The sequence below is a fragment of the Acidovorax sp. genome, from assembly GCF_034519795.1.
Taxonomy (GTDB): Bacteria; Pseudomonadota; Gammaproteobacteria; order Burkholderiales; family Burkholderiaceae_C; genus Acidovorax.
In genome coordinates this window covers 1-18,631 of the sequence record NZ_JAXHOB010000016.1, presented here as the reverse complement: position 1 = coordinate 18,631, position 18,631 = coordinate 1, and the positions used below count along the sequence as shown (strand labels likewise).

At 67.3% G+C, this 18,631-nt stretch carries 16 protein-coding genes and 1 pseudogene; 4 read left to right on the top strand and 13 right to left on the bottom strand.

Translation table 11 applies throughout. The features are described from left to right. Window positions 1–2: 2 nt before the first annotated feature. The 9 genes from U5N23_RS20605 to U5N23_RS20565 all read right to left on the bottom strand — a co-directional run bounded on the left by U5N23_RS20605 (window position 3) and on the right by U5N23_RS20565 (window position 12,845). On the bottom strand, window positions 3–3,896 hold the full coding sequence (locus U5N23_RS20605) for a glycosyltransferase (RefSeq protein WP_322594607.1): 3,894 nt from the start codon (window positions 3,894–3,896) through the stop codon (window positions 3–5). A gap of 394 nt (window positions 3,897–4,290) precedes the next feature. Further along, entirely contained in the window at window positions 4,291–5,187 is an 897-nt protein-coding gene (locus tag U5N23_RS20600) for a glycosyltransferase family 2 protein (protein ID WP_322594606.1), read from the bottom strand. Continuing rightward, complete coding sequence (locus U5N23_RS20595; protein WP_322594605.1) at window positions 5,184–6,296, bottom strand: DUF1972 domain-containing protein; 1,113 nt, start codon at window positions 6,294–6,296, stop codon at window positions 5,184–5,186. Before U5N23_RS20595 ends, U5N23_RS20600 begins: the two co-directional genes overlap by 4 nt. Next, window positions 6,293–7,264: a glycosyltransferase gene (locus tag U5N23_RS20590; protein WP_322594604.1), complete on the bottom strand. Its 972-nt coding sequence runs from the start codon at window positions 7,262–7,264 to the stop codon at window positions 6,293–6,295. The genes U5N23_RS20595 and U5N23_RS20590 overlap by 4 nt, the downstream gene beginning before the upstream one ends. Window positions 7,265–7,296: 32 nt before the next feature. Continuing rightward, window positions 7,297–7,857: a dTDP-4-dehydrorhamnose 3,5-epimerase gene (rfbC, locus tag U5N23_RS20585; RefSeq protein ID WP_322594603.1), complete on the bottom strand. Its 561-nt coding sequence runs from the start codon at window positions 7,855–7,857 to the stop codon at window positions 7,297–7,299. Between the two features lie 18 nt (window positions 7,858–7,875). Continuing rightward, window positions 7,876–8,760 carry a glucose-1-phosphate thymidylyltransferase RfbA gene (rfbA, locus tag U5N23_RS20580; protein ID WP_322594602.1) on the bottom strand — a complete coding sequence of 295 codons (885 nt, stop codon included), beginning with the start codon at window positions 8,758–8,760 and terminating at the stop codon, window positions 7,876–7,878. A gap of 12 nt (window positions 8,761–8,772) precedes the next feature. Further along, window positions 8,773–9,663, bottom strand: a complete 891-nt coding sequence (gene rfbD, locus U5N23_RS20575; RefSeq protein WP_322594601.1) for a dTDP-4-dehydrorhamnose reductase — start codon at window positions 9,661–9,663, stop codon at window positions 8,773–8,775. Continuing rightward, window positions 9,660–10,748 carry a dTDP-glucose 4,6-dehydratase gene (gene rfbB, locus U5N23_RS20570; RefSeq protein WP_322594600.1) on the bottom strand — a complete coding sequence of 363 codons (1,089 nt, stop codon included), beginning with the start codon at window positions 10,746–10,748 and terminating at the stop codon, window positions 9,660–9,662. The genes rfbD and rfbB overlap by 4 nt, the downstream gene beginning before the upstream one ends. Window positions 10,749–10,859: 111 nt before the next feature. Continuing rightward, window positions 10,860–12,845 (bottom strand): SDR family oxidoreductase, encoded by a 1,986-nt coding sequence (locus tag U5N23_RS20565; RefSeq protein WP_322594599.1) that lies wholly within the window; start codon window positions 12,843–12,845, stop codon window positions 10,860–10,862. Window positions 12,846–13,065: 220 nt separating this feature from the next. On the opposite strand from U5N23_RS20565, the gene U5N23_RS20560 reads away from it, so the two are divergent. The 3 genes from U5N23_RS20560 to U5N23_RS20550 all read left to right on the top strand — a co-directional run bounded on the left by U5N23_RS20560 (window position 13,066) and on the right by U5N23_RS20550 (window position 15,419). Then, window positions 13,066–13,677 carry a phasin family protein gene (locus U5N23_RS20560; RefSeq protein ID WP_322594598.1) on the top strand — a complete coding sequence of 204 codons (612 nt, stop codon included), beginning with the start codon at window positions 13,066–13,068 and terminating at the stop codon, window positions 13,675–13,677. A 247-nt stretch (window positions 13,678–13,924) separates the two neighbouring features. After that, on the top strand, window positions 13,925–14,587 hold the full coding sequence (locus tag U5N23_RS20555; RefSeq protein WP_057200023.1) for a TetR/AcrR family transcriptional regulator: 663 nt from the start codon (window positions 13,925–13,927) through the stop codon (window positions 14,585–14,587). A gap of 58 nt (window positions 14,588–14,645) precedes the next feature. Next, a complete protein-coding gene (locus U5N23_RS20550; RefSeq protein WP_322594597.1) occupies window positions 14,646–15,419 on the top strand; it encodes a hypothetical protein in 774 nt (257 codons plus the stop codon). Window positions 15,420–15,443: 24 nt separating this feature from the next. Here the strand turns inward: U5N23_RS20550 and U5N23_RS20545 are convergent, their stop codons facing one another. Further along, window positions 15,444–16,211 carry a type III pantothenate kinase gene (locus U5N23_RS20545; protein WP_322594596.1) on the bottom strand — a complete coding sequence of 256 codons (768 nt, stop codon included), beginning with the start codon at window positions 16,209–16,211 and terminating at the stop codon, window positions 15,444–15,446. A gap of 187 nt (window positions 16,212–16,398) precedes the next feature. Between U5N23_RS20545 and lysM the strand changes: the two genes are divergently transcribed. Then, window positions 16,399–16,881: a peptidoglycan-binding protein LysM gene (gene lysM, locus U5N23_RS20540; protein ID WP_322594595.1), complete on the top strand. Its 483-nt coding sequence runs from the start codon at window positions 16,399–16,401 to the stop codon at window positions 16,879–16,881. Between the two features lie 63 nt (window positions 16,882–16,944). On the opposite strand, the gene U5N23_RS20535 is transcribed toward lysM, so the two are convergent. The 3 genes and pseudogenes from U5N23_RS20535 to U5N23_RS20525 all read right to left on the bottom strand — a co-directional run. Next, window positions 16,945–17,355: a rhodanese-like domain-containing protein gene (locus U5N23_RS20535; protein ID WP_369818153.1), complete on the bottom strand. Its 411-nt coding sequence runs from the start codon at window positions 17,353–17,355 to the stop codon at window positions 16,945–16,947. 201 nt (window positions 17,356–17,556) lie between these two features. Then, window positions 17,557–18,057, bottom strand: a pseudogene (locus U5N23_RS20530) (MBL fold metallo-hydrolase); the annotation flags it as partial. 64 nt (window positions 18,058–18,121) lie between these two features. Next, a partial coding sequence (locus U5N23_RS20525) for a SprT family zinc-dependent metalloprotease (protein ID WP_322594594.1) occupies window positions 18,122–18,631 on the bottom strand: 510 nt, incomplete at its 5' end.

Here is an 18,631-nt window from a genome sequence, read left to right as displayed (position 1 = left end):
CGTCAGGAAACCCGGGGGGGCCAGGCCAGCGAGAAGTCTTCGGCGTCGATGGTCAGGTTGGGGTTGTAGCAGGGGTCATTGGCCAGTAAGACAGGCCAGCGGGTCTGCAGGATCTTCACTTCCGAATTGAAGCGCTTTTGCTTTTCGGGCGTGTCTTCGTAGCCGCGCGAGACGGACTCGTGGTGGATCAGCTCGGCATAGGGCGTCCAGTGGTTGCGGTAACCCGCCTCGCGCACGCGCAGGCAGAAGTCCACATCGTTGAAAGCCACGGCCAGGCTCTCGTCCAGGCCACTGACCTCTTCGTAGATGGACTTGCGCAGCAGCAGGCAGGCGGCCGTCACGGCCACGAAGTCCTGCGCCAGCACGGCGCGGCCCATGTAGCCGTGCTGGCCGCGCGCCAGCAGCTTGTGCGCATGGCCGGCCACTCCGCAGACCAGCACCACGCCGGCGTGCTGGATGCGGCCATCGGGGTACCACAGCCGGGCGCCCACGCAGCCCACGCCCGGCTCCAGGGCCGGCCCGACCATCTCATCGAGCCACTCGGGGTGGGTGGCCTCGATGTCGTTGTTCATGAGCAGCACGAACTCGCCGCGCGTGGCCTCGTGCACCGCCCGGTTGTTGATGGCCGAGAAGTTGAACGGGCCGTCGTCGCGCAGCACCCTTATCTGCCCCGACGCCGTGCGCTCGGCCAGCAGCTGCAGCGAAGCCGCTTCGTCGCTGCCGTTGTCCATGACGATGATTTCGTAGTTCGGATAGCGGGTCTGCACCAGGCTGTCCAGGCACTGGCGCAGGATCTTCTCGCCATTGCGGGTGGGTATGACGATGCTGACCAGCGGCGGATGGGCCGGAATGCCCCAGCGCACGCGGTACATGCCGGAAGCCTCGGGCGCCTCCAGCACTTCGCCCTGCAGGCCGCGGCGCTGCAGGTGCTCCTGCAGGGCGCGCCGCCCGGCCTCGAAGGCATAGCTCTTGTTGCCATGTCCCGAGGCTGTGCTGCCGGTTGCCGTGCGCCAGTGGTAGAGGATCTGCGGCACATGGAGCACGGCCTGCGGCGCCACGCTGTCGATGGCACGCAGCGCCAGATCGTAGTCCTGCGCGCCCTCGAAGCCCACGCGCGGGCCGCCGAGCTGGCGCATGAAGTCCGCGTCATAGACCGCGAAGTGGCACATATAGTTGTGCGAGCGCAGCAGGCCCAGGTTGAAGTCGGGCTTGAAATAGGGATCGAAGCGCCGGCCGGTCTGGTCGATCTTGTCCTCGTCGGAGTACAGCACCTTGCCCTGCGGGTTGCGCGCAAAGGCCTGCATGGCGCGCAGCAGCGCATGCGGCGTGAGCTCGTCGTCGTGGTCGAGCAGGGCGATGTACTGGCCCTTGGCCAGGGCGATGGCCGTGTTGGTGGCCACCGAGATGTGCTGGTTCTGCGCGTGGAAGGCCAGGCGGATGCGGGAGTCCTGGGCAGCCGCAGCCTCCAGCAGTTCGCGCGTGCCGGCCTTGGTCGAGGCATCGTCGCAGATGCACAGCTCCCAATGCGGGTAGACCTGGTTCTTCACCGAGGCAATGGCGCGACCCACGTCCTGCGGATCGGGGTTGTAGACCGGCATGATGATGGAGACCAGGGCCTTGCGCGGCAGTTCGGCCACTTCGGCCACCAGCCGCGAAAGCCTGACCGGGTCCATGGTGTCGTATTTCGCCACCCAGTCGGCATAGCTGCGTGGTGCGGCACCGGGCACGGCGTCCGGCACAGGCGCTCCGGTATCCAGGGCTTCCAATTCATGGCCAGAGCCATGCAGCATGCGCCGCAGACGCTGGCGCACGCCCTGCACACCCTGGGTGCGCAGCACCGAAACCGTGCGCTTGACGAGGTGCGACAGGCCCACACCCCGGCCGCGGGCGACCGAATAGGCCGCCACGACGCTCCTGGCGTAGCGCGGCAACCGGACCACCAGGCGCAGCGGCCGGGTGACCTTCCATGAGCGCGAGCCCGTCACCAGGCGCAACTGGTGTTGCGTGGCGTCCAGCATGGTCTGCAGGTTGTGGGCATGGTTGCGCGCCAGCGCGATCTCGGCACCCAGCGCGGTGGCAGAAGCCTCCAGGGAGCCGATGTGCGCCTGGGCGTCGGTGTACAGGTCCAGCACGTTCGCGCCGTGCTGGTTGGCCAGATCCCGCTCACGCATCACAGCATGGAGTTCCGCGATGGTGGCGTCGCGCTCTTCCTGCACCAGGTCGCGTGCGGCGCAGGCCAGCTCGTGCGCTTCGCCCAGGTGGTGCGCGTCCTGGCGGGCCTTGTCGGCCGCCTGCTGCGCGTCCAGCGCACGCTGCTGCTGGTCCACCAGCTCCTGGGTCAGGCGCTGCCGCTCGTCGGCCAGGCGCGTGACATCCTTCGCCCGCTCGGTCAGTTGGGACAGCAGGCTGCGCCGCGACAGCGAGCGCGTCACCAGTTCCTCGAACGTCTGTTTCGATTGCAGCACCTGCCATTTGGCATAGAGCTGCGCCGTGGCATCGGCCGCGCGCTGGCGGTCGGCCTGCACGCCCTCCCCGGCTCCGGCGTGGATGCGGTAGGCAGCCGAGACACCGGGCACGAACTGGAACGGCGTGCGGCCTTCCAACTGCAGCCAGAAGTCCCAGTCCTCGTACAGATCGAAGCGCTCGTCGAAGGCGGCGCCGCCGGCCTGCACCAGGCTGCGGTGGAACAGCACCGCGTGGATGGGCATGAAGTTGCCATAGCGCAGCTCGCCCGAGGCGTAGGGGAACTGGAAGATCTCGCCCACGGGCTCGCTCTTCGCGTCAACGCATTCCACCGCCGTGTGCACTGCCTTGACCGTGGTGCTCTGGCGCACGGCCAGTACCAGCTTGGCGATGTGGTCCGGGTAAAACCAATCGTCGTCGTCCAGGAAGATGAGGTAGTCGCCCGTGGCCGCCGCCATGCCGGCGTTGGCCGCAAGCGCGCGGTTGAGCTTCTTGCCCTGGGAGACCAGGGTGGCCGGCACGGGGCCATCGGCCCACTGCGTACCCGGCAGGCCGTCGCCAGCGGCGTCCACCAGCACGATGTTCAGGTGCGGGTAGGTCTGCAGCGCCACGGATCCGAGGGCTTTGGCCAGCGTGGGGCGGCCCATGGTGCGCACGATGACCGACACCAGCGGCACGTCCTGCGGCAGCACGGCCACGCCGCGGCCCAGCAGGCGCTGCTTTTCGCCCTCGATCAGCAAGGGGCCGCCAGCGCGCAAATCGGCCGAGGTGTAGCTCTCGAAGGCCTCGGCATATTCCGCAGCGGGGAACAACGTGAGCGCGCGAAAGCGGTTGAGCGCGGAGATGAAGCTCGCGTAAGGCAGCTTCTTCTCCTGGCTGGCAAAGACCTGCATGGCCTGCTGCTTGAGCGCCCAGATGGGGGTGATGTCCAGCAACCGGTTGGGCCGCAGCGGCGCGCTCACCTCGTACAGGTGCAGGCCCACGCCCTCCAGGCGGCGCACGGCCTCGATGGCGCACAGCGCCGCGGCGCGGTGGTCGGGGTGCAGTTCCCAGGGTGACGGGGCATACACCACGTCGGCACCGGTATCGCCAATCGCCTGGATGATCCTGTGCACCAGCGCTTCGCCATAGGTGATTTCGCGGTCCGGCAGGCCCCAGCACAGGGGGGGCGGCAGGCCCAGCACGCGGGCTGCCTCGGCACTTTCGGACAGACGGGTGTCCGCATACCCCTGGCCGGCGCCCTCTTCGCCATGCCCACCGGCAGTGAGCAGGACGACGTGCACGGAGTGCCCCGCCTGCACATGCCCGGCGATGGCTCCACCGCAACCGAAGACCTCGTCATCGGGATGGGGCGCCAGTACGAGCACGCCCCCCGGGGCGGGAGGCACGGGTGAGGCGTGGTAGGGAATGATCTCAGCCTCGCTAGGGTGCATGTTGTGCATTCAGATCAGGAAAGGAACGTGGGGACGGTCTGTGGCGCATGGAAACAACCGGCGTGCATCCGCAAAAAAGGCGCAGGCACGGCAAGGGCCGGGCCCTCGCTGGCGGCAGCCACACCTTTGATGAAGGCCGGGCCATCGCCAACGAAAAGGACCGCCGTGGATGCCAGGGCAAAGACCAGGTCTGTGGGATTTTTCGCGTGAAGCCCGCCGCGGCGGCCCTCAGAGCGGGTCTGCAATTCTATATTCTGTCGTATGCAGCCACGATCATGCGCTTACCCGCGCAATGGCAACGGATTTTTGCACCGTACCGCTCTTTCTCATCCGAAATATTGCGCATTGGTGCGACACGGATCACACCCGGCGGTGTCTCTTTCAGCGCCCGGCCTTATTCAGCGGGACGTCGCAACAGCCCGTGCACCGCGCCCCGGGCTGCCGCGAGCAGGCGCCCCAGCCGCTGGTCGGGCAGCAGCGGCTGCAGCAGAAGCTTGCGCGCCAGTGGGGCCAGCAAGCTGCGGCGCCAGCCTCTGGGCACGCTGCGCGAACGCAACAGCCAGAGCGTGTTGCGGACCTGGAAGTAGATGCGCTGCGGGGTATGTGCCAGCACCTGGCGCCCCAGCACGGTGACACCCGCCTTGCCGATGGTGTGCTGCAGCACCACCGCCCCGGTTTGCTGCACCGACCGACCCAGGTGGCGGGCACGCCAGCACCACTCGGTATCGACCAGGTCCACGAACCAGCCCCCCCTGAACGGCCCCACGGCAGACAGGGCTGCCGCCGGGTACAGGCAACCGGAGGTGATGACGTGGTCCACCGCCACGGTCTGCTGCACGGACCAGGGGTCGGCAGACACCACCAGGCGCAGGCGCGGATCCACGCGCCGGACAGGCAATGGCCTTCCCGTGGCTTCGTCCCGGATGGCGGGCCCGAGCGCGGCCCAGCCGCTGGCGGCGTCCCCCGCGCGCAACCAGACATCCAGCAGGCCGGCCACGTAGCCAGCAGGAGGCAGAGAATCCTGGTCGAAGGTCAGCAGAAAATCGTAGGCGCCGTCCAGCGCCCGCTGGCGTGCCAGGTTGAGCGCGGCGCCCACCCCCAGGTTGCTGGGCGCCCGGTGCCACTGCACGGCGGCCATGTCGGACCAGGGCGCCGCGTTCGGATCAATGGACTGGCCGTTGTCGATCACCAGCACATCCGCAACCTCCGGCCGCAGGCGGGTCACCAGGGCCGGCAAGCGATGGACATCCGGGTGGTAGGCCACCACGCAGGCCAGGACGCGCGGCGTCATGGAGCAGCCGCCCCGCAGCACAGTGCCTCGTAGGCGTCGGCAATCGCCTCCCAACGGTAGCGCCCCGCCAGCGCCGGCTCCGGCAGCCACGCTTGCTCCTGCGGAACCTGCAGTTGCCGCGTGAGCACGGGCACGTCGGAAAAGTAGCCCCCCTGGTTGTCCAGCGTATGGCGATTGAAGCTGCAATCAAAAGCCAGCAGCGGCCTTTGGTACGGCAGCATCTCGACCAGCGAGGGATTGGTGCCCCCCACGCTGTGCCCGTGCAGATAGATATGGCAACCGGCGCGCAGGGCCGCCAGTGCCTCGGGCTCGAACAGGGAATCGATGAAGCGCACCCGCGGCTCGCCCTGGTAGCGCGCCAGCAACTCGCGCCCGAGCGGCGTGGCGCTGAAGTTTCCGACCAGCACATACAGGGGCTGGGGCGATGCCAGGAAGGCCTGGAGCATCTCGGCAATGTGGTTCTCGGGCTCGATGCGTGCCACCGTCAGCAGGTAGCCGCCAGGCGCCAGCCCAAAACGCTCTTTGAGCAAGGCATGCGCGTGCCCTGGCGGCAACTGCAGCACATGGTCGCAGCCATAGGCGATGACGGTGCTGGCGCGGCCATAGCGGGCCTGCACCATGTCGGCAATACCCTGGTTGTCGCTGACCACCGCGTGCGCATGGCGCACGGCCAGGGCCTCGCTGCGCTCGAGGAACCAGCGTTTGAACCCGGTCCATTTGTCGCGCCGGGTCTCCAGCCCGTCCACATTCACGATGATGCGCCGCGGGCCAGCCATGCGGCGCAGCAGAGGCAGGAAGATGCCGCCCGACACGCCCATCACCAGCATGGCATCCACCTTGCGCCAGCACACCAGGAAGTTGAGCAGGTCATAGGGCACCGACCACAGGCCATTGGCACGCAGCGGCAGGTAGCGGTGCGCCAGGCGCTCGCCATCCACCGCCAATGCGGTGCGGCCCACCGAGGAGCCGAAGACCAGGGTGGCATGCCCCCGGCGCGCCAGCCGGGGGGCGAGCTGCTCGACGCAGGTCTCGAACCCGCCATAGCGTGCCGGCAGGCCATCGGTGCCGATGACCGCGATGCGCAGCGGGCTCTGAGAAGAATCCGTCATGGCCGGGCGCCTTGGCGTGCAGGGCGCAGCGCCTGCAGCACGAGAAACAGCCCCATGGCCCGGCGCCGCAGCGTGGGACCCGACACCAGCGCGTGCCAGGCCAGGTGCAGCGCCACCCGCAACTGGTTTCGCCCGGCCCACGGCTGCGCAAGCCAGCCGGGCAACTGGGCCGCCGGGGATGCCGCTGGCAGCACGCCGCCCGACTGCGCCCGCGCCCAGGCCATGGCCTGCTCCAGCACCTGTGCGGCCAGCTGCATGCCGCGTTGCAGTTGCGCGCCCAGCGAACGCTGGCGCGATGCACCCAGCAGGTTGGCGCCATGCTGGCGGTACAGCGACAGGCACTGCGGCACCCAGGCCAGGCGCTGCATGCGCTGCGCCACCAGGGCCACCGCCCAGTCGTGCATCACATAGGCCGATGGTTCAGGCAGGCGGGCCACGCTGGCCAGCATGTCGCCCGAGAGCACCAGCGTATGCCCGATCACCGGGTTGACCAGCAACAGGCGCCGGGGATCGATGTCACGGGGCACGGCATAGGGGTTGCCGGTGTAGAAAGTGGGCTGCAGCGGCGCAAGCGCCTCGTCCACCACCTGCACGTCATGGAACAGCGCCCAGGGCAGCGGCAGCCCGGCGGCGGCCTCCAGCATCGCCGCCACCTTGCCGGGCAACCATACATCGTCCTGGTCCGCCAGGAAAATGCAATCGCCTGCGCCCACCTGGGGGGCGAGTTGCGCCATGGCGTTGAAAAAAGACAGTGCGGGGCCGGGGGCGTTGTCGATCCAGTGCAGCGCCAGCGGCGCGCCACCGGATTCCTGCGCCAGCTGCGCCAGCACTTCGCGCGTGCCGTCCTGCGACGCATGGTCAAAGACGTGGATCACGTCCACGGCGCGGGATTGGGCGCGGATCGAGGCAATCTGCTGTGCAATGAAGCGTGCCCCGTTGTGGCTGCACAGGAGCACATGCAGGGTCATGCCGGACTTTTCAGGTGCGCCACAGGCCGCCGTCAGCGGGCGGCAGCAGCGAAGACTTCCGCGTTCTCCAGGGTCAGGCCCTGTTGGTCCTTGGCCGACAGCAAGGGGTTGGCGCCGATGTCGGGCCACTCGATGCCGATGGAGGGGTCGTTCCAGATGATGCAGCGCTCATGCGCCGGCGCGTAGTAGTCGGTGGTCTTGTACAGGAACTCCGCCGTCTCGCTGAGCACCAGGAAGCCATGCGCAAAGCCCGGCGGCACCCACAGCTGACGGTGGTTGTCTTCGCTCAGTTCCTCGCCGACCCACTGGCCGAAGGTGGGCGAGCCCTTGCGGATGTCCACCGCCACGTCGAACACGGCACCGCGCACCACGCGCACCAGCTTGCCCTGGGGCTGCTGGACCTGGTAGTGCAGGCCGCGCAGCACGCCGCGGGCGCTGCGACTGTGGTTGTCCTGCACGAAATCGTGGTCGGTACCGGTGGCCTCGTTGAAGGCACGCTGGTTGAAGCTCTCGAAGAAGAAGCCGCGCGCATCGCCGAACTTCTTGGGTTCGATCAGCACGACATCGGGAATGGCCAGGCGGGTTGCTTGCATGGAGTGAATTTCAGGAAATCAGTAGATCTTTTCTTTGAGCACACGCATCAGGTACTGGCCGTACCCGTTCTTGGTCAGCGGCTGGGCCAGCCGCTCCAGTTGCGCGCTGTCGATCCACTGGCTGCGCCAGGAAATCTCTTCAGGGCACGCAATTTTGAGGCCCTGGCGGTGCTCCAGCGTGGCGATGAACTGTCCGGCTTCGAGCAGGCTCTCGTGCGTGCCGGTATCGAGCCAGGCATAGCCCCGGCCCATGATCTCCACATTCAACTGGCCGCGCTCCAGGTACAGGCGGTTCAGGTCGGTGATCTCGTACTCGCCGCGGGCCGAGGGCTTGAGGCCCTTGGCCAGCTCCACCACCTGGTTGTCGTAGAAGTACAGGCCCGTTACCGCATAGCTCGACTTGGGGACCTTGGGCTTTTCTTCGAGCGACAGCACCTTGCCGTGGGCATCGAACTCGGCCACGCCATAGCGCTCGGGGTCATGCACATGGTAGGCGAACACGGTGGCACCATCGGTGCGCTCGGCCGCACTGCCCAGCAGCTCGTGGAAGTCGTGGCCGTGGAAGATGTTGTCGCCCAGCACCAGGGCACTGGGGGAACCACCAAGAAAGGACTCGCCGATCACGAACGCCTGCGCCAGGCCATCCGGGCTCGCCTGCACCGCGTACTGCAGGTTGATGCCCCACTGGCTGCCATCGCCGAGCAATTGCTCGAAGCGCGGCGTGTCCTGCGGGGTGCTGATCACCAGGATGTCGCGGATGCCCGCGAGCATCAAGGTGCTCAGCGGGTAATAGATCATGGGTTTGTCGTACACCGGCAGCAATTGCTTGCTGATGGCCAGGGTGGCCGGGTGCAGCCGGGTTCCGGAGCCTCCGGCGAGGATGATGCCTTTGCGTGCCGTCATGGATGGTGGTTCTCAGAGAATCTCGGTGAGCATGCGCGCCACGCCGGTCTGCCAATGGGGCAGGGTCAGGCCAAAGGTGCTGCGCAGCTTGGTGGTGTCCAGGCGCGAGTTGTGGGGGCGCACGGCGGGCGTGGGAAAGGCGCTGGTCGGCACGGGAGCCACTTCCTTGGCGATGATCTTCTCGGCCACGGGGTGCTTCGCAGCCACCGCCAGCACGTACTTCGCGTACTCGTTCCAGTTGGTTTCGCCGGCCGCCACCAGGTGGTACAGGCCCGCATCTTCGGGGCGCTGCTGCAGGTGGCGGATGGCATGGGCGGTCACGTCGGCCAGCAGGTCGGCGCCGGTCGGGGCGCCCCACTGGTCGTCGATCACGGTCAGGCGCTCGCGCTCCTGGGCCAGGCGCAGCATAGTCTTGGCGAAATTGCCGCCTCGCGCGGCATAGACCCAGCTGGTGCGCAGGATCAGGTGCCTGGCACCGGACTGGGCAATGAGCTGCTCGCCTTCGAGCTTGGTACGGCCGTAAACGCTCAGCGGCGCGGGCGCATCGGTCTCCACCCAGGGGCGGCTGCCGCTGCCATCGAACACATAGTCGGTGCTGTAATGCACCAGCCAGGCGCCGAGCTTCGCCGCCTCCAGCGCGATGGCGCCGGGCGTGGTGGCGTTGAGGGTGCGCGCGAAGTCGACCTCGCTCTCGGCCTTGTCCACCGCGGTGTGGGCGGCGGCATTGACGATGACGTCGGGGCGCAGAGAGCGCACGGTTTCGGCCACGCCGGCCGGGTTGGCGAAGTCACCGCAGTGCTCGGTGCTGTCGAAATCCAGCGCCGTCACGGTGCCGAGCACCGACAGGCTGCGCTGCAGCTCCCAGCCGACCTGGCCACCCTTTCCGAAGAGCAGGATGTTCATGCGCTGGCGTCCGCCACGGCAGCGGGCTCCTGCGCGTACTGGGTCTGCACCCAGTCGCGGTAGGCACCGGTCTGCACGCTGGCCACCCAGTCGGCATGGTCCAGGTACCACTGCACCGTCTTGCGGATGCCGGTGTCGAAGGTCTCGGCAGGCTTCCAGCCCAGCTCTCGCTCGATCTTGCGCGCGTCGATGGCGTAGCGGCGGTCGTGGCCCGGGCGGTCCTTCACGTAGGTGATCTGGGTGCGGTAGCTCTGGCCGTCGGCACGTGGGCGCAGCTCGTCGAGCAGGCTGCAGACCATGTTCACGATCTCGATGTTGGGCTTTTCGTTCCAGCCGCCCACGTTGTAGGTCTCGCCGGCAGTGCCGGCTTCCAGCACGCGGCGGATGGCGCTGCAGTGGTCCTTCACGTAGAGCCAGTCGCGCACCTGCATGCCGTCGCCATACACGGGCAGGCTCTTGCCGGCCAGGGCGTTGACGATCATCAGCGGAATCAGCTTCTCGGGGAAGTGGTAGGGCCCGTAGTTGTTGCTGCAGTTGGTGGTGAGCACCGGCAGGCCGTAGGTGTGGTGCCAGGCGCGCACCAGGTGGTCGCTGGCCGCCTTGCTGGCGCTGTAGGGGCTGTTGGGCTCGAAGCCGCGCGTCTCGGCAAAGGCCGGGTCGGTGGGTGCCAGCGATCCATACACCTCGTCGGTGGAGACGTGGAGGAAGCGGAAGGCTTCGCGTTCATCGTCGGGCAGCGCGCTCCAGTAGGCACGCACGGCCTCCAGCAGGCGGAACGAGCCGACGATGTTGGTCTGGATGAAATCCTCGGGCCCGTGGATGGAGCGGTCCACATGCGATTCGGCCGCGAAGTTGACCACGGCACGCGGCTTGTGCTCGGCCAGCAGTCGCGCGATCAGGGCGGAATCGCCGATATCGCCCTGCACGAAGACATGGCGGGCATCGCCCTGCACGGAGTCCAGGTTGTGCAGATTGCCCGCGTAGGTGAGCTTGTCGAGGTTGACGACGGGTTCGCTGGAGGCAGCAAGCCAGTCAAGAACGAAGTTGGCGCCGATGAAACCCGCGCCGCCGGTAACCAGAATCATAGGGTGGGCTGTGTGAAATGCCTGCTCGGCAGAACCCGCGATTATCCCACCCTGCCCGGTTACCCGGTAACAGAGTTCAACACGGGCCCACCGGGGCGGATTGAAAGGCCATCAGAAATGGATGCCGCGCATCATCTGCTGCAGCGCCACCGCCTCGGCCGACAGCTGCGGCTTGGCGTCCTTGCTGCCCTTGGCGGCGGTGGAATCCGGGAACATGCGAAAGCTGGTGTTCATGGTGATCTGCGCCACGCGCGGCACCAGAGCATGCAGCAGCTGGCCGGTGATGCCCAGGCGGGTCGCGATGCGCACCGGCTTGAAGATACAGGCCTGGGCGATCATGTCCGCCGCCTCCTCGGGGCTCAGCGTGGGCACGTTGTTGTAAATCTTGGTGGGCGCGATCATGGGCGTGCGCACCAGCGGCATGTTGATGGTGGTGAAGGTGATGCCCTGGTCAGCGAACTCGCTCGATGCGCAGCGCGTCCAGGCGTCCAGGGCCGCCTTGCTGGCCACGTACGCCGAAAAGCGCGGCGCATTCGTCAGCACGCCGATGGAGCTGATGTTGACCACATGGCCCTTGCGCTTGGCCACCATGCCAGGCAAAAAGCCCATGGTCACGCGCAGGCAGCCGAAGTAATTGAGCTGCATGGTGCGCTCGTAGTCGTGGAAGCGGTCGTAGCTCGACTCGATGGCGCGGCGGATGGAGCGGCCCGCGTTGTTGATCAGGAAGTCCACGCCGCCATGCTTGTCGATCAGCAACTGCACGAAGCGGTCGCAATCGGCCATGTCGGCGATGTCGGCGGCATAGGCGATGAACTCGTAGCCCTTGGCGCGGGCTTCGGCGCAGGCCTCGTCGAGCTTGTCCTGGTCGCGCCCGCAGATGACGGTGGTGGCGCCCGCCTCGGCAAACTTGTGCGCCGCCGCCAGGCCGATGCCCGAGGAGCCCCCCGTCACCAGCACCACCTTGCCGGCCACCGTGCCCTTGAGGCTGCGGTCGATGAACAGCTCTGGGTCGAGGTTGCGCTCCCAGTAATCCCACAGGCGCCAGGCGTAGTCCTTGAGGTTGGGGCAGGTCACGCCCGAGCCCTTGAGCGCCGCCAGGGTCTCGCGGCAGTCGAAGCGCGTGGGGTAGTTCACGAAGGTCAGCATGTCCTCGGGCAGGCCCAGGTCCTTCATCACGGCATTGCGCACGCGGCGCACCGGCGCCATGGCCATCAGGCTCTTCTTGATGCCCTTGGGGATGAAGCCCAGCAGCGCGGCGTTGATGAACAGGTTCATGCGCGGCGCATGCGCGGCGCGGCTGAAGATGTCCAGCACGTCACCCACGCGGTAGCCGACCGGATCCACCAGATGGAAGCATTTCTTGGCAATGGACTGCTGGTGGCTGATGACGTTGAGCGCATTGACCACGAAGTCCACCGGCACGATGTTCACGCGCCCGCCCTCCAGGCCCACGGTGGGCATCCAGGGCGGCAGCAACTGGCGCAGGCGCTGGATGAGCTTGAAGAAATAGTAGGGGCCGTCGATCTTGTCCATCTCGCCGGTCGTGCTGTCGCCCACCACCATGGCCGGGCGGTACACCGTCCAGGGCACCTTGCAGTCCTGGCGCACGATCTTCTCGCTCTCGTGCTTGGTCTGGAAGTACGGGTGGTCCAGGCCCTCGGCCTCCTCGAACATGTCCTCGCGGAACACGCCCTCGTACAGGCCTGCGGCCGCGATGGACGAGACATGGTGGAAATGCCCGGCGTCGATCGCCTTGGCAAGATCGACCGTGTTGCGCGTGCCCTCGATGTTCACGGCCACCTGGGTCTCTTCGTCGGCACCGAGGTCGTAGACCGCTGCCAGGTGGTAGAAATGGTCGATCTGCCCCTTGAGCTTTTTCACATCCTCGGAGGCCACGCCAAGCTTCCTGGCCGTGAGGTCGCCGAACACCGGCACGGCCCGGGCGGCCGACACGCCCCAGTAGCTGCGCAGGTCGGCCACCTTGTCCGCGCTCCCCTGCCGGATCAGGAAATGCACCACGGCCCCCTTGCGCTCCAGCAGCTTCTTCACGAGCCGCTTGCCAATGAACCCCGTCGCTCCCGTCACGAAATACTGCATGGAAAAACTCCTGTGAGATCTGTTCATTCTTGCGCAAGCGCATGGCCGGCGGCTTCAGCACAAACCCGCGCAGCCCGGCCCCCACTCCCTAGACGCTGCGCTCTACGTTTTTAGGAGCGCGCGCCTACACCTGGCCTGCCGCGCGGCGTACAGTTCGGCCATGCGCCAAAGCCACCCGGCACTGGCAACCCCCAACACCCACCCGCATACCGGAGGCCCCATGGTCAAGAAACTGCAGAAACTCAGCGCCGACAACAAGAAGAGCAATGCCCAACTGTCGAGCACCGTCAAGGACTCGGCCCAGCAGATCTGGCTGGCGGGCCTGGGTGCCTTCTCCAAGGCCCAGGAAGAAGGCGGCAAGGTGTTCGAGTCCCTGGTCAAGGAAGGCCTGTCCATTCAGCGCAAGACCCAGGCCGTGGCCGAAGAGAAGATCTCCGAAGCGACGAGCCGCGTGACCACCATGGCCAGCGACATCGGCTCCAAGGCCCAGGGCCAGTGGGACAAGCTCGAGAACATCTTCGAAGACCGCGTGGCCAAGGCCCTGTCCAAGCTCGGCGTGCCCTCGGCGCGTGACCTGGAAGCCCTGACCGCCCGCGTGGACGCCCTGACCAAGGGCACGGGCAAGGCGGCTTCGGCCAAGGCACCTGCCAAGGCCGCCGTGAAGGCAGCAGCCCCCGCGAAGAAGGCCGCCGCCAAGAAGGCAGCCGCTCCCCGCAAGGCCGCCGCCAAGCCTGCAGCCAAGGCCGCTCCCGCCAAGAAGGCTGCAGCCCCCGCCAAGAAGGCCAGCGCCAAGGCCGCTGCTTCCGCCTCGGCACCCGCCGCTTCCAACTAACCTCCTGCCAGCGGGCCCGCCCGCTGCGGCAAGCGGCTGACACGCCTTGTGCGTGCCAGCCGCTTTTGCGTTGTGGCAGGCTTCGAACCATCGGCCGCGCGCTCTGCGCGGGTGGCCGATGCCGGAACGTCAACGCGTTCCAGGGACATGCCAGCATTGGTGCGGTGCAGCATCTGTGGCTCGGTTAGAGTAGGCCCCAGAGACATACCAACACCGATCCCAATCGACGCGAAGAGGGCCTGCACACATGGTGAAGAAAGCGCCGCGACGCACCGCAGAACGCATTCTGGAAGTCACGCTGGACCTGTTCAACCGGTTCGGCGAACCCAACGTCTCCACCACCCTGATCTCGGCCGAGCTGCGCATCAGCCCTGGCAACCTGTACTACCACTACCCGGCCAAGGACGAGCTGATCAATGCGCTGTTCGACCGCTACGAACAGTCGCTGACCGAGCTGCTCGCTGCCGCCGATGGCGTGCGCAACGTGGAGGACGCCTGGTTCTTCATGCACACGCTGTTCGAGCTGATCTGGCAGTACCGCTTCCTGTACCGCGACCTGAACGACCTGCTGTCCAAGAACCGGCGCCTGGAGACGCATTTCCAGGCCATCCTCAAGAACAAGACCCGGGCCGTGCGCGCCATGCTGGACGGCATGGGCCGATCGGACGCACTGCACATCGACACGCGTGAGCTGGAGGCCACCGCGACGAGCATGGTGGTGGTGCTGACCTACTGGCTGAGCTTCGAGTACGTGCGCGACCCGCGCCGCGCGCTGGAGCCCGAGAGCGCCCAGGCGGCCCTGCTGCGCGGTGCCCACCACGTGCTCAACCTGCTGATGCCCTACCTGGAAAGCGGACAGCGCGCGCACCTGCTGGAACTCGTCGGCGCCTACGCCACCGCGCCGGGCTGAGCGCCTGGGCACCCTGTCCACCCCTACACCCGACCCCAAGAACCACAGGAGACACACCATGGCCAAATGGACCCCTTTTCCCCATGCGGGTGACTACAGCTTCGATGCCACGAGCGTGAAGAAGCACTGGGCGCGACTGCACAGCGGCGACGCCGAGCCCTGCCCCAAGGATGCGGCCGTGCTGCAGGCCTGGGCACTGTTCCACAGCGGTGATTTCGAAAAGGCGACGGCTGCGGGCCTGGCTGCAGGCGGCCCCGGCATCACCGTGGCCAACAAGGCCACGGCCATCTACGCCAACTACCTCGAACAGAAGGAAAAGACCCGCCTGGACCTGTTCACCCAGGTGGCCGAGCGCGCCGAAGCACAGGCCGGTGAAGAACCGAACAACCCCAACGCCTGGTACTGGCATGCCTATGCGCTGGGCCGCTACAGCCAGGGCATCAGCGTGGCCAAGGCCCTCGCCCAGGGCTTGGGCGGAAAGGTCAAGGAATCGCTCGAAAAGTCCATCGCCCTGGCGCCCAAGCACGCCGATGCCCGCATTGCGCTGGGCGCCTTCCATGCCGAGGTGATCGACAAGGTGGGCTCACTGATCGGCGGCATGACCTATGGCGCCAAGAAGGACACGGGGCTCAAGCTGTTCCAGGAAGCGCTCAAACTCAACCCCGGCTCGGCCATCGCCATGGTGGAGTACGCCAATGCGCTGGTGATGCTCGAAGGCGACAAGAAGATGAAGGAGGCGACCCAGCTCTATGAGAAGGCCGCCGCCTGCGAGTCTGCCGACGCGATGGAGCGCCTGGATGTGGAGATGGCGCGCGCCGAACTGGAAGACTGAAGCTGCCGGGCGACGCCCCGGCGCTCAGCTGGTGAAACGGCGCGAGGCGATTTCCAGCAGCCCGTCAAAGATCAGGTTGTCCACCAGCTCGAAGGGCCGGGTCATGCTTGGCGCCATCTTCCAGCCCGCGCCACCGGTCATGATGCAGGCCGGCTCCTCGCCGCAGTGCTGGATGACATGCTGCACCATGCGCTCCACGGCACCGGCGATGGCGTAGGTACCGCCGCTGGTCAGTGCATCGCTGGTGTTGGTGGGGAACATGCGCACGTCGCCTGTGGGCACGTGCAGGCCGGCGGTGCCTGTTTCGAGTGCGCGCAGCATGATGCCGTGGCCCGGCAGGATCAACCCGCCCAGAAAGCGCCCGTGCGCATCGATGCACTCCACGGTGACCGCCGTGCCCACCATCACCACCACCAGCGGCCGCGCAGGCCCCTGGGCCAGCACGTGGTGGCGCGCACCGATCATGGCCACCCAGCGGTCCGAACCCAGGCGCGAGGGGTGGTCGTAACCGTTGACCAGCCCCGCCTCCTCGCCCGAGGACACCACCCACTGAGGGCCCACGTCCCATAGTTCCATCTGCTCCTGCACGCGGCGCTTGGCGGCATCGCCCGCCACCACGCAGCCCAGCATGCGCTCGGGCGCCGGCAGGGCTGCCCAGCTGCCTTCGGCGAGCTTCTCGATATGGTCCAGGAACTCGGCGCCGTGCGCCAACAGCGCAGCCCCGGGGCGGTGGGCGTCGTACAACGCCCATTTGAGACGGGTGTTGCCGACGTCGATGGCCAAAAAAGTCATGTGGCGGATTATCCCGAGTTTTGGCCCTGTACACCGGGAGCACCCGGCAAAGGCCGCCGCGGCGCCCGTCGCAGCGGAGACAGCCTGTCAATGTGAAAAATCGTGTCGCGCGCCCGTCTTACACCAGCGTGTCGCACTTTCCCGCTACAGTGGCCCTTCCTGTTTCTGCAACCTTAGGAGATACGACATGGGTCTTTTCAGTTTCATCAAGGAAGCCGGCGAAAAGCTGTTCGGTGGCAAGGAAGCACAGGCCGCAACGGCCGCCGCTCCATCGCCGGAAGAACTCAACGCCAAGGCCGCCAAGGCCATCGAGACCTACATCGGTACGCAGAACCTGGGCGCGACCAACGTGCAGGTGGCGTTCGATGGCAGCCAGGGCAAGGTCACCGTCAAGGGCGATGCCCCCACGCAGGCGGCCAAGGAAAAAGTCACCCTGTGCTGCGGCAACGTGGCCAGCGTCACCAGTGTCGAGAACCTGATGAACGTGACCAACCCCGAGCCCGAGGCGCAATACCACGACGTGGTGCGCGGCGACACGCTCTCGGCCATCGCCAAGAAGTTCTACGGCGACGCCAACAAGTACCCCCAGATCTTCGAGGCCAACAAGCCCATGCTTACGCACCCAGACAAGATCTACCCCGGCCAGAAGCTGCGCATTCCGCCGCTCTGAGCGCACAGCGCTCCCCAACGAACAGCGGGCCATATGGCCCGCTTTTTTCATGGCGCCTTGTCTTCAGCCCTGGCGCCATGGCAGGCCGCGGTAGCGCCAGCCGCCCTTGCGCCCTCGGTGGGCCTGGCCGTCGGCGTCGCCCTCGAAGCCTTCGAGGATGTTGTAGGCCGTGATGCCCAGCTCCGTCGCACGCTTCGCCGCCGCCACGGAGCGCACGCCGCTGCGGCACAACAACACAACGCGCCCGCCTTCGGGCACGGCCAGGCGAATCTGCGCATCGAAATCGGCATTCATGGCCATGCCGGGCCACTGCTTCCAGGCCACGGGCACGGCCCCGGGCACCTGACCCACCCATTCGCGCTCGGCATCGCTGCGCACGTCGACCAGCACGGCCTGGCCGTCCTGCACCCACTGCCAGGCCAGCGCCGGTGACACGTCGCCGGCATAGCCTTCGGCCCCGCGCGGCGCTTGCAGCGCGGCGCCATCGGCGTCCTGGCGCTGGCCCGAGTGCTGGTTGGCGGGCACGGCCTCGTCCATGCGGCGCGGGCGCGGCAGGTTGAGCGAGTCCATCAGCGCGACGAATTCGGCCTCGCTGCGGCCGGCCACGCGCGCATTGCCGGCCTTTTCGGCAGCGATGCTGCTGTGGCTGCGGCCCTGGTAGTCATGGCCGGGCCAGACGGTGGTGTCATCGGGCAGTGCGAACAGCACGCCGGTGATGCTGCGGTACAGCTCGGCCGCATCGCCCGACTGGAAGTCCGTGCGGCCGCAGCCGTTGATGAGCAGGGCATCGCCCGTGAACACATGATCACGCCACCGGTAGGACATGCTGCCCGCCGTGTGGCCGGGCGTGTGCAGCGCCTCCAGCGTTTCGCCGCCGAAAGCCAGCGTGTCGCCATGCTGCAGCTGCACGACCGCCGTGCCGATGTCGCAGCCCGCCGGCACCGCCGCCTGCGCGCCCGTGTGCTCGGCCAGGCGCGCGGCGCTGGTGATGTGGTCGGCATGGGTGTGCGTCTCCAGCGTCCAGCGCAGCGTGAGCCCCAGGGACTGCAGTGCCGCCAGGTCGCGGTCGAGCTGCTCATCCACCGGGTCGATGATGGCGGCCTGGCGCGTGGCGGGGTCGTGCAGCACATAGGTGTAGGTGCTGGAGGCGGGGTCGAAGAGCTGCAGGGGAATCATGGTGGGCACGGGAGCGTTGTTTCCGCCATTTTGCCGCGCACAGCGGTACCCTGTCTGTCCGGGCTCACTCCCAGAGCGGGGCCGGTTCGTCGCGCAGGTGGTTGCGCAGGCTTGCGTAATCCGGCACCACGGTGGCCACCGTGTCCCAGAAGCGCGGGCTGTGGTCCATCACGCGCAGGTGGGCCAGCTCGTGCGCCACCACATAGTCGATGACGGCAGGCCGGTAGTGCAGCAGGCGCCAGTTCAGGCGGATGGAGCCGTCGGCCTTGGCGCTGCCCCAGCGTGTCTGCGCGCTCGACAGGCGCAGGCTGGTCCAGCGCACGCCCAGCAGCGGCGCAAAGTGCTCCAGCCGCTCGGTGAAGTGGCGCTTGGCATCGCGCATCAGCCAGGCCTGCACGGCATCGCGGATCTGCGCGGGTCCCGCGCTGTGCGGCAGGCCGATGTGCAGGCGCGAGGCCAGCGGTGCATCCGGGTCCTCGGCCGAGGCAATGGCTTTGAGCTGCCCACCACGGCCGCTGAAGCCGTGCGCAGGGTCGAGCACCACGGTGACCGGCCGGCCCAGGTAGGGCAGCAC

Bases quoted from the DNA above. Each gene is read 5' to 3' on its own strand.
- U5N23_RS20600 (WP_322594606.1), bottom strand. From the start codon at position 5,187: ATGACGCCGCGCGTCCTGGCCTGCGTGGTGGCCTACCACCCGGATGTC.
- U5N23_RS20545 (WP_322594596.1), bottom strand. From the start codon at position 16,211: ATGACTTTTTTGGCCATCGACGTCGGCAACACCCGTCTCAAATGGGCG.
- U5N23_RS20605 (WP_322594607.1), bottom strand. From the start codon at position 3,896: ATGCACCCTAGCGAGGCTGAGATCATTCCCTACCACGCCTCACCCGTG.
- U5N23_RS20595 (WP_322594605.1), bottom strand. From the start codon at position 6,296: ATGACGGATTCTTCTCAGAGCCCGCTGCGCATCGCGGTCATCGGCACC.
- U5N23_RS20590 (WP_322594604.1), bottom strand. From the start codon at position 7,264: ATGACCCTGCATGTGCTCCTGTGCAGCCACAACGGGGCACGCTTCATT.
- U5N23_RS20565 (WP_322594599.1), bottom strand. From the start codon at position 12,845: ATGCAGTATTTCGTGACGGGAGCGACGGGGTTCATTGGCAAGCGGCTC.
- lysM (WP_322594595.1), top strand. From the start codon at position 16,399: ATGGGTCTTTTCAGTTTCATCAAGGAAGCCGGCGAAAAGCTGTTCGGT.
- U5N23_RS20560 (WP_322594598.1), top strand. From the start codon at position 13,066: ATGGTCAAGAAACTGCAGAAACTCAGCGCCGACAACAAGAAGAGCAAT.
- rfbA (WP_322594602.1), bottom strand. From the start codon at position 8,760: ATGACGGCACGCAAAGGCATCATCCTCGCCGGAGGCTCCGGAACCCGG.
- rfbB (WP_322594600.1), bottom strand. From the start codon at position 10,748: ATGATTCTGGTTACCGGCGGCGCGGGTTTCATCGGCGCCAACTTCGTT.
- rfbC (WP_322594603.1), bottom strand. From the start codon at position 7,857: ATGCAAGCAACCCGCCTGGCCATTCCCGATGTCGTGCTGATCGAACCC.
- U5N23_RS20555 (WP_057200023.1), top strand. From the start codon at position 13,925: ATGGTGAAGAAAGCGCCGCGACGCACCGCAGAACGCATTCTGGAAGTC.
- U5N23_RS20550 (WP_322594597.1), top strand. From the start codon at position 14,646: ATGGCCAAATGGACCCCTTTTCCCCATGCGGGTGACTACAGCTTCGAT.
- rfbD (WP_322594601.1), bottom strand. From the start codon at position 9,663: ATGAACATCCTGCTCTTCGGAAAGGGTGGCCAGGTCGGCTGGGAGCTG.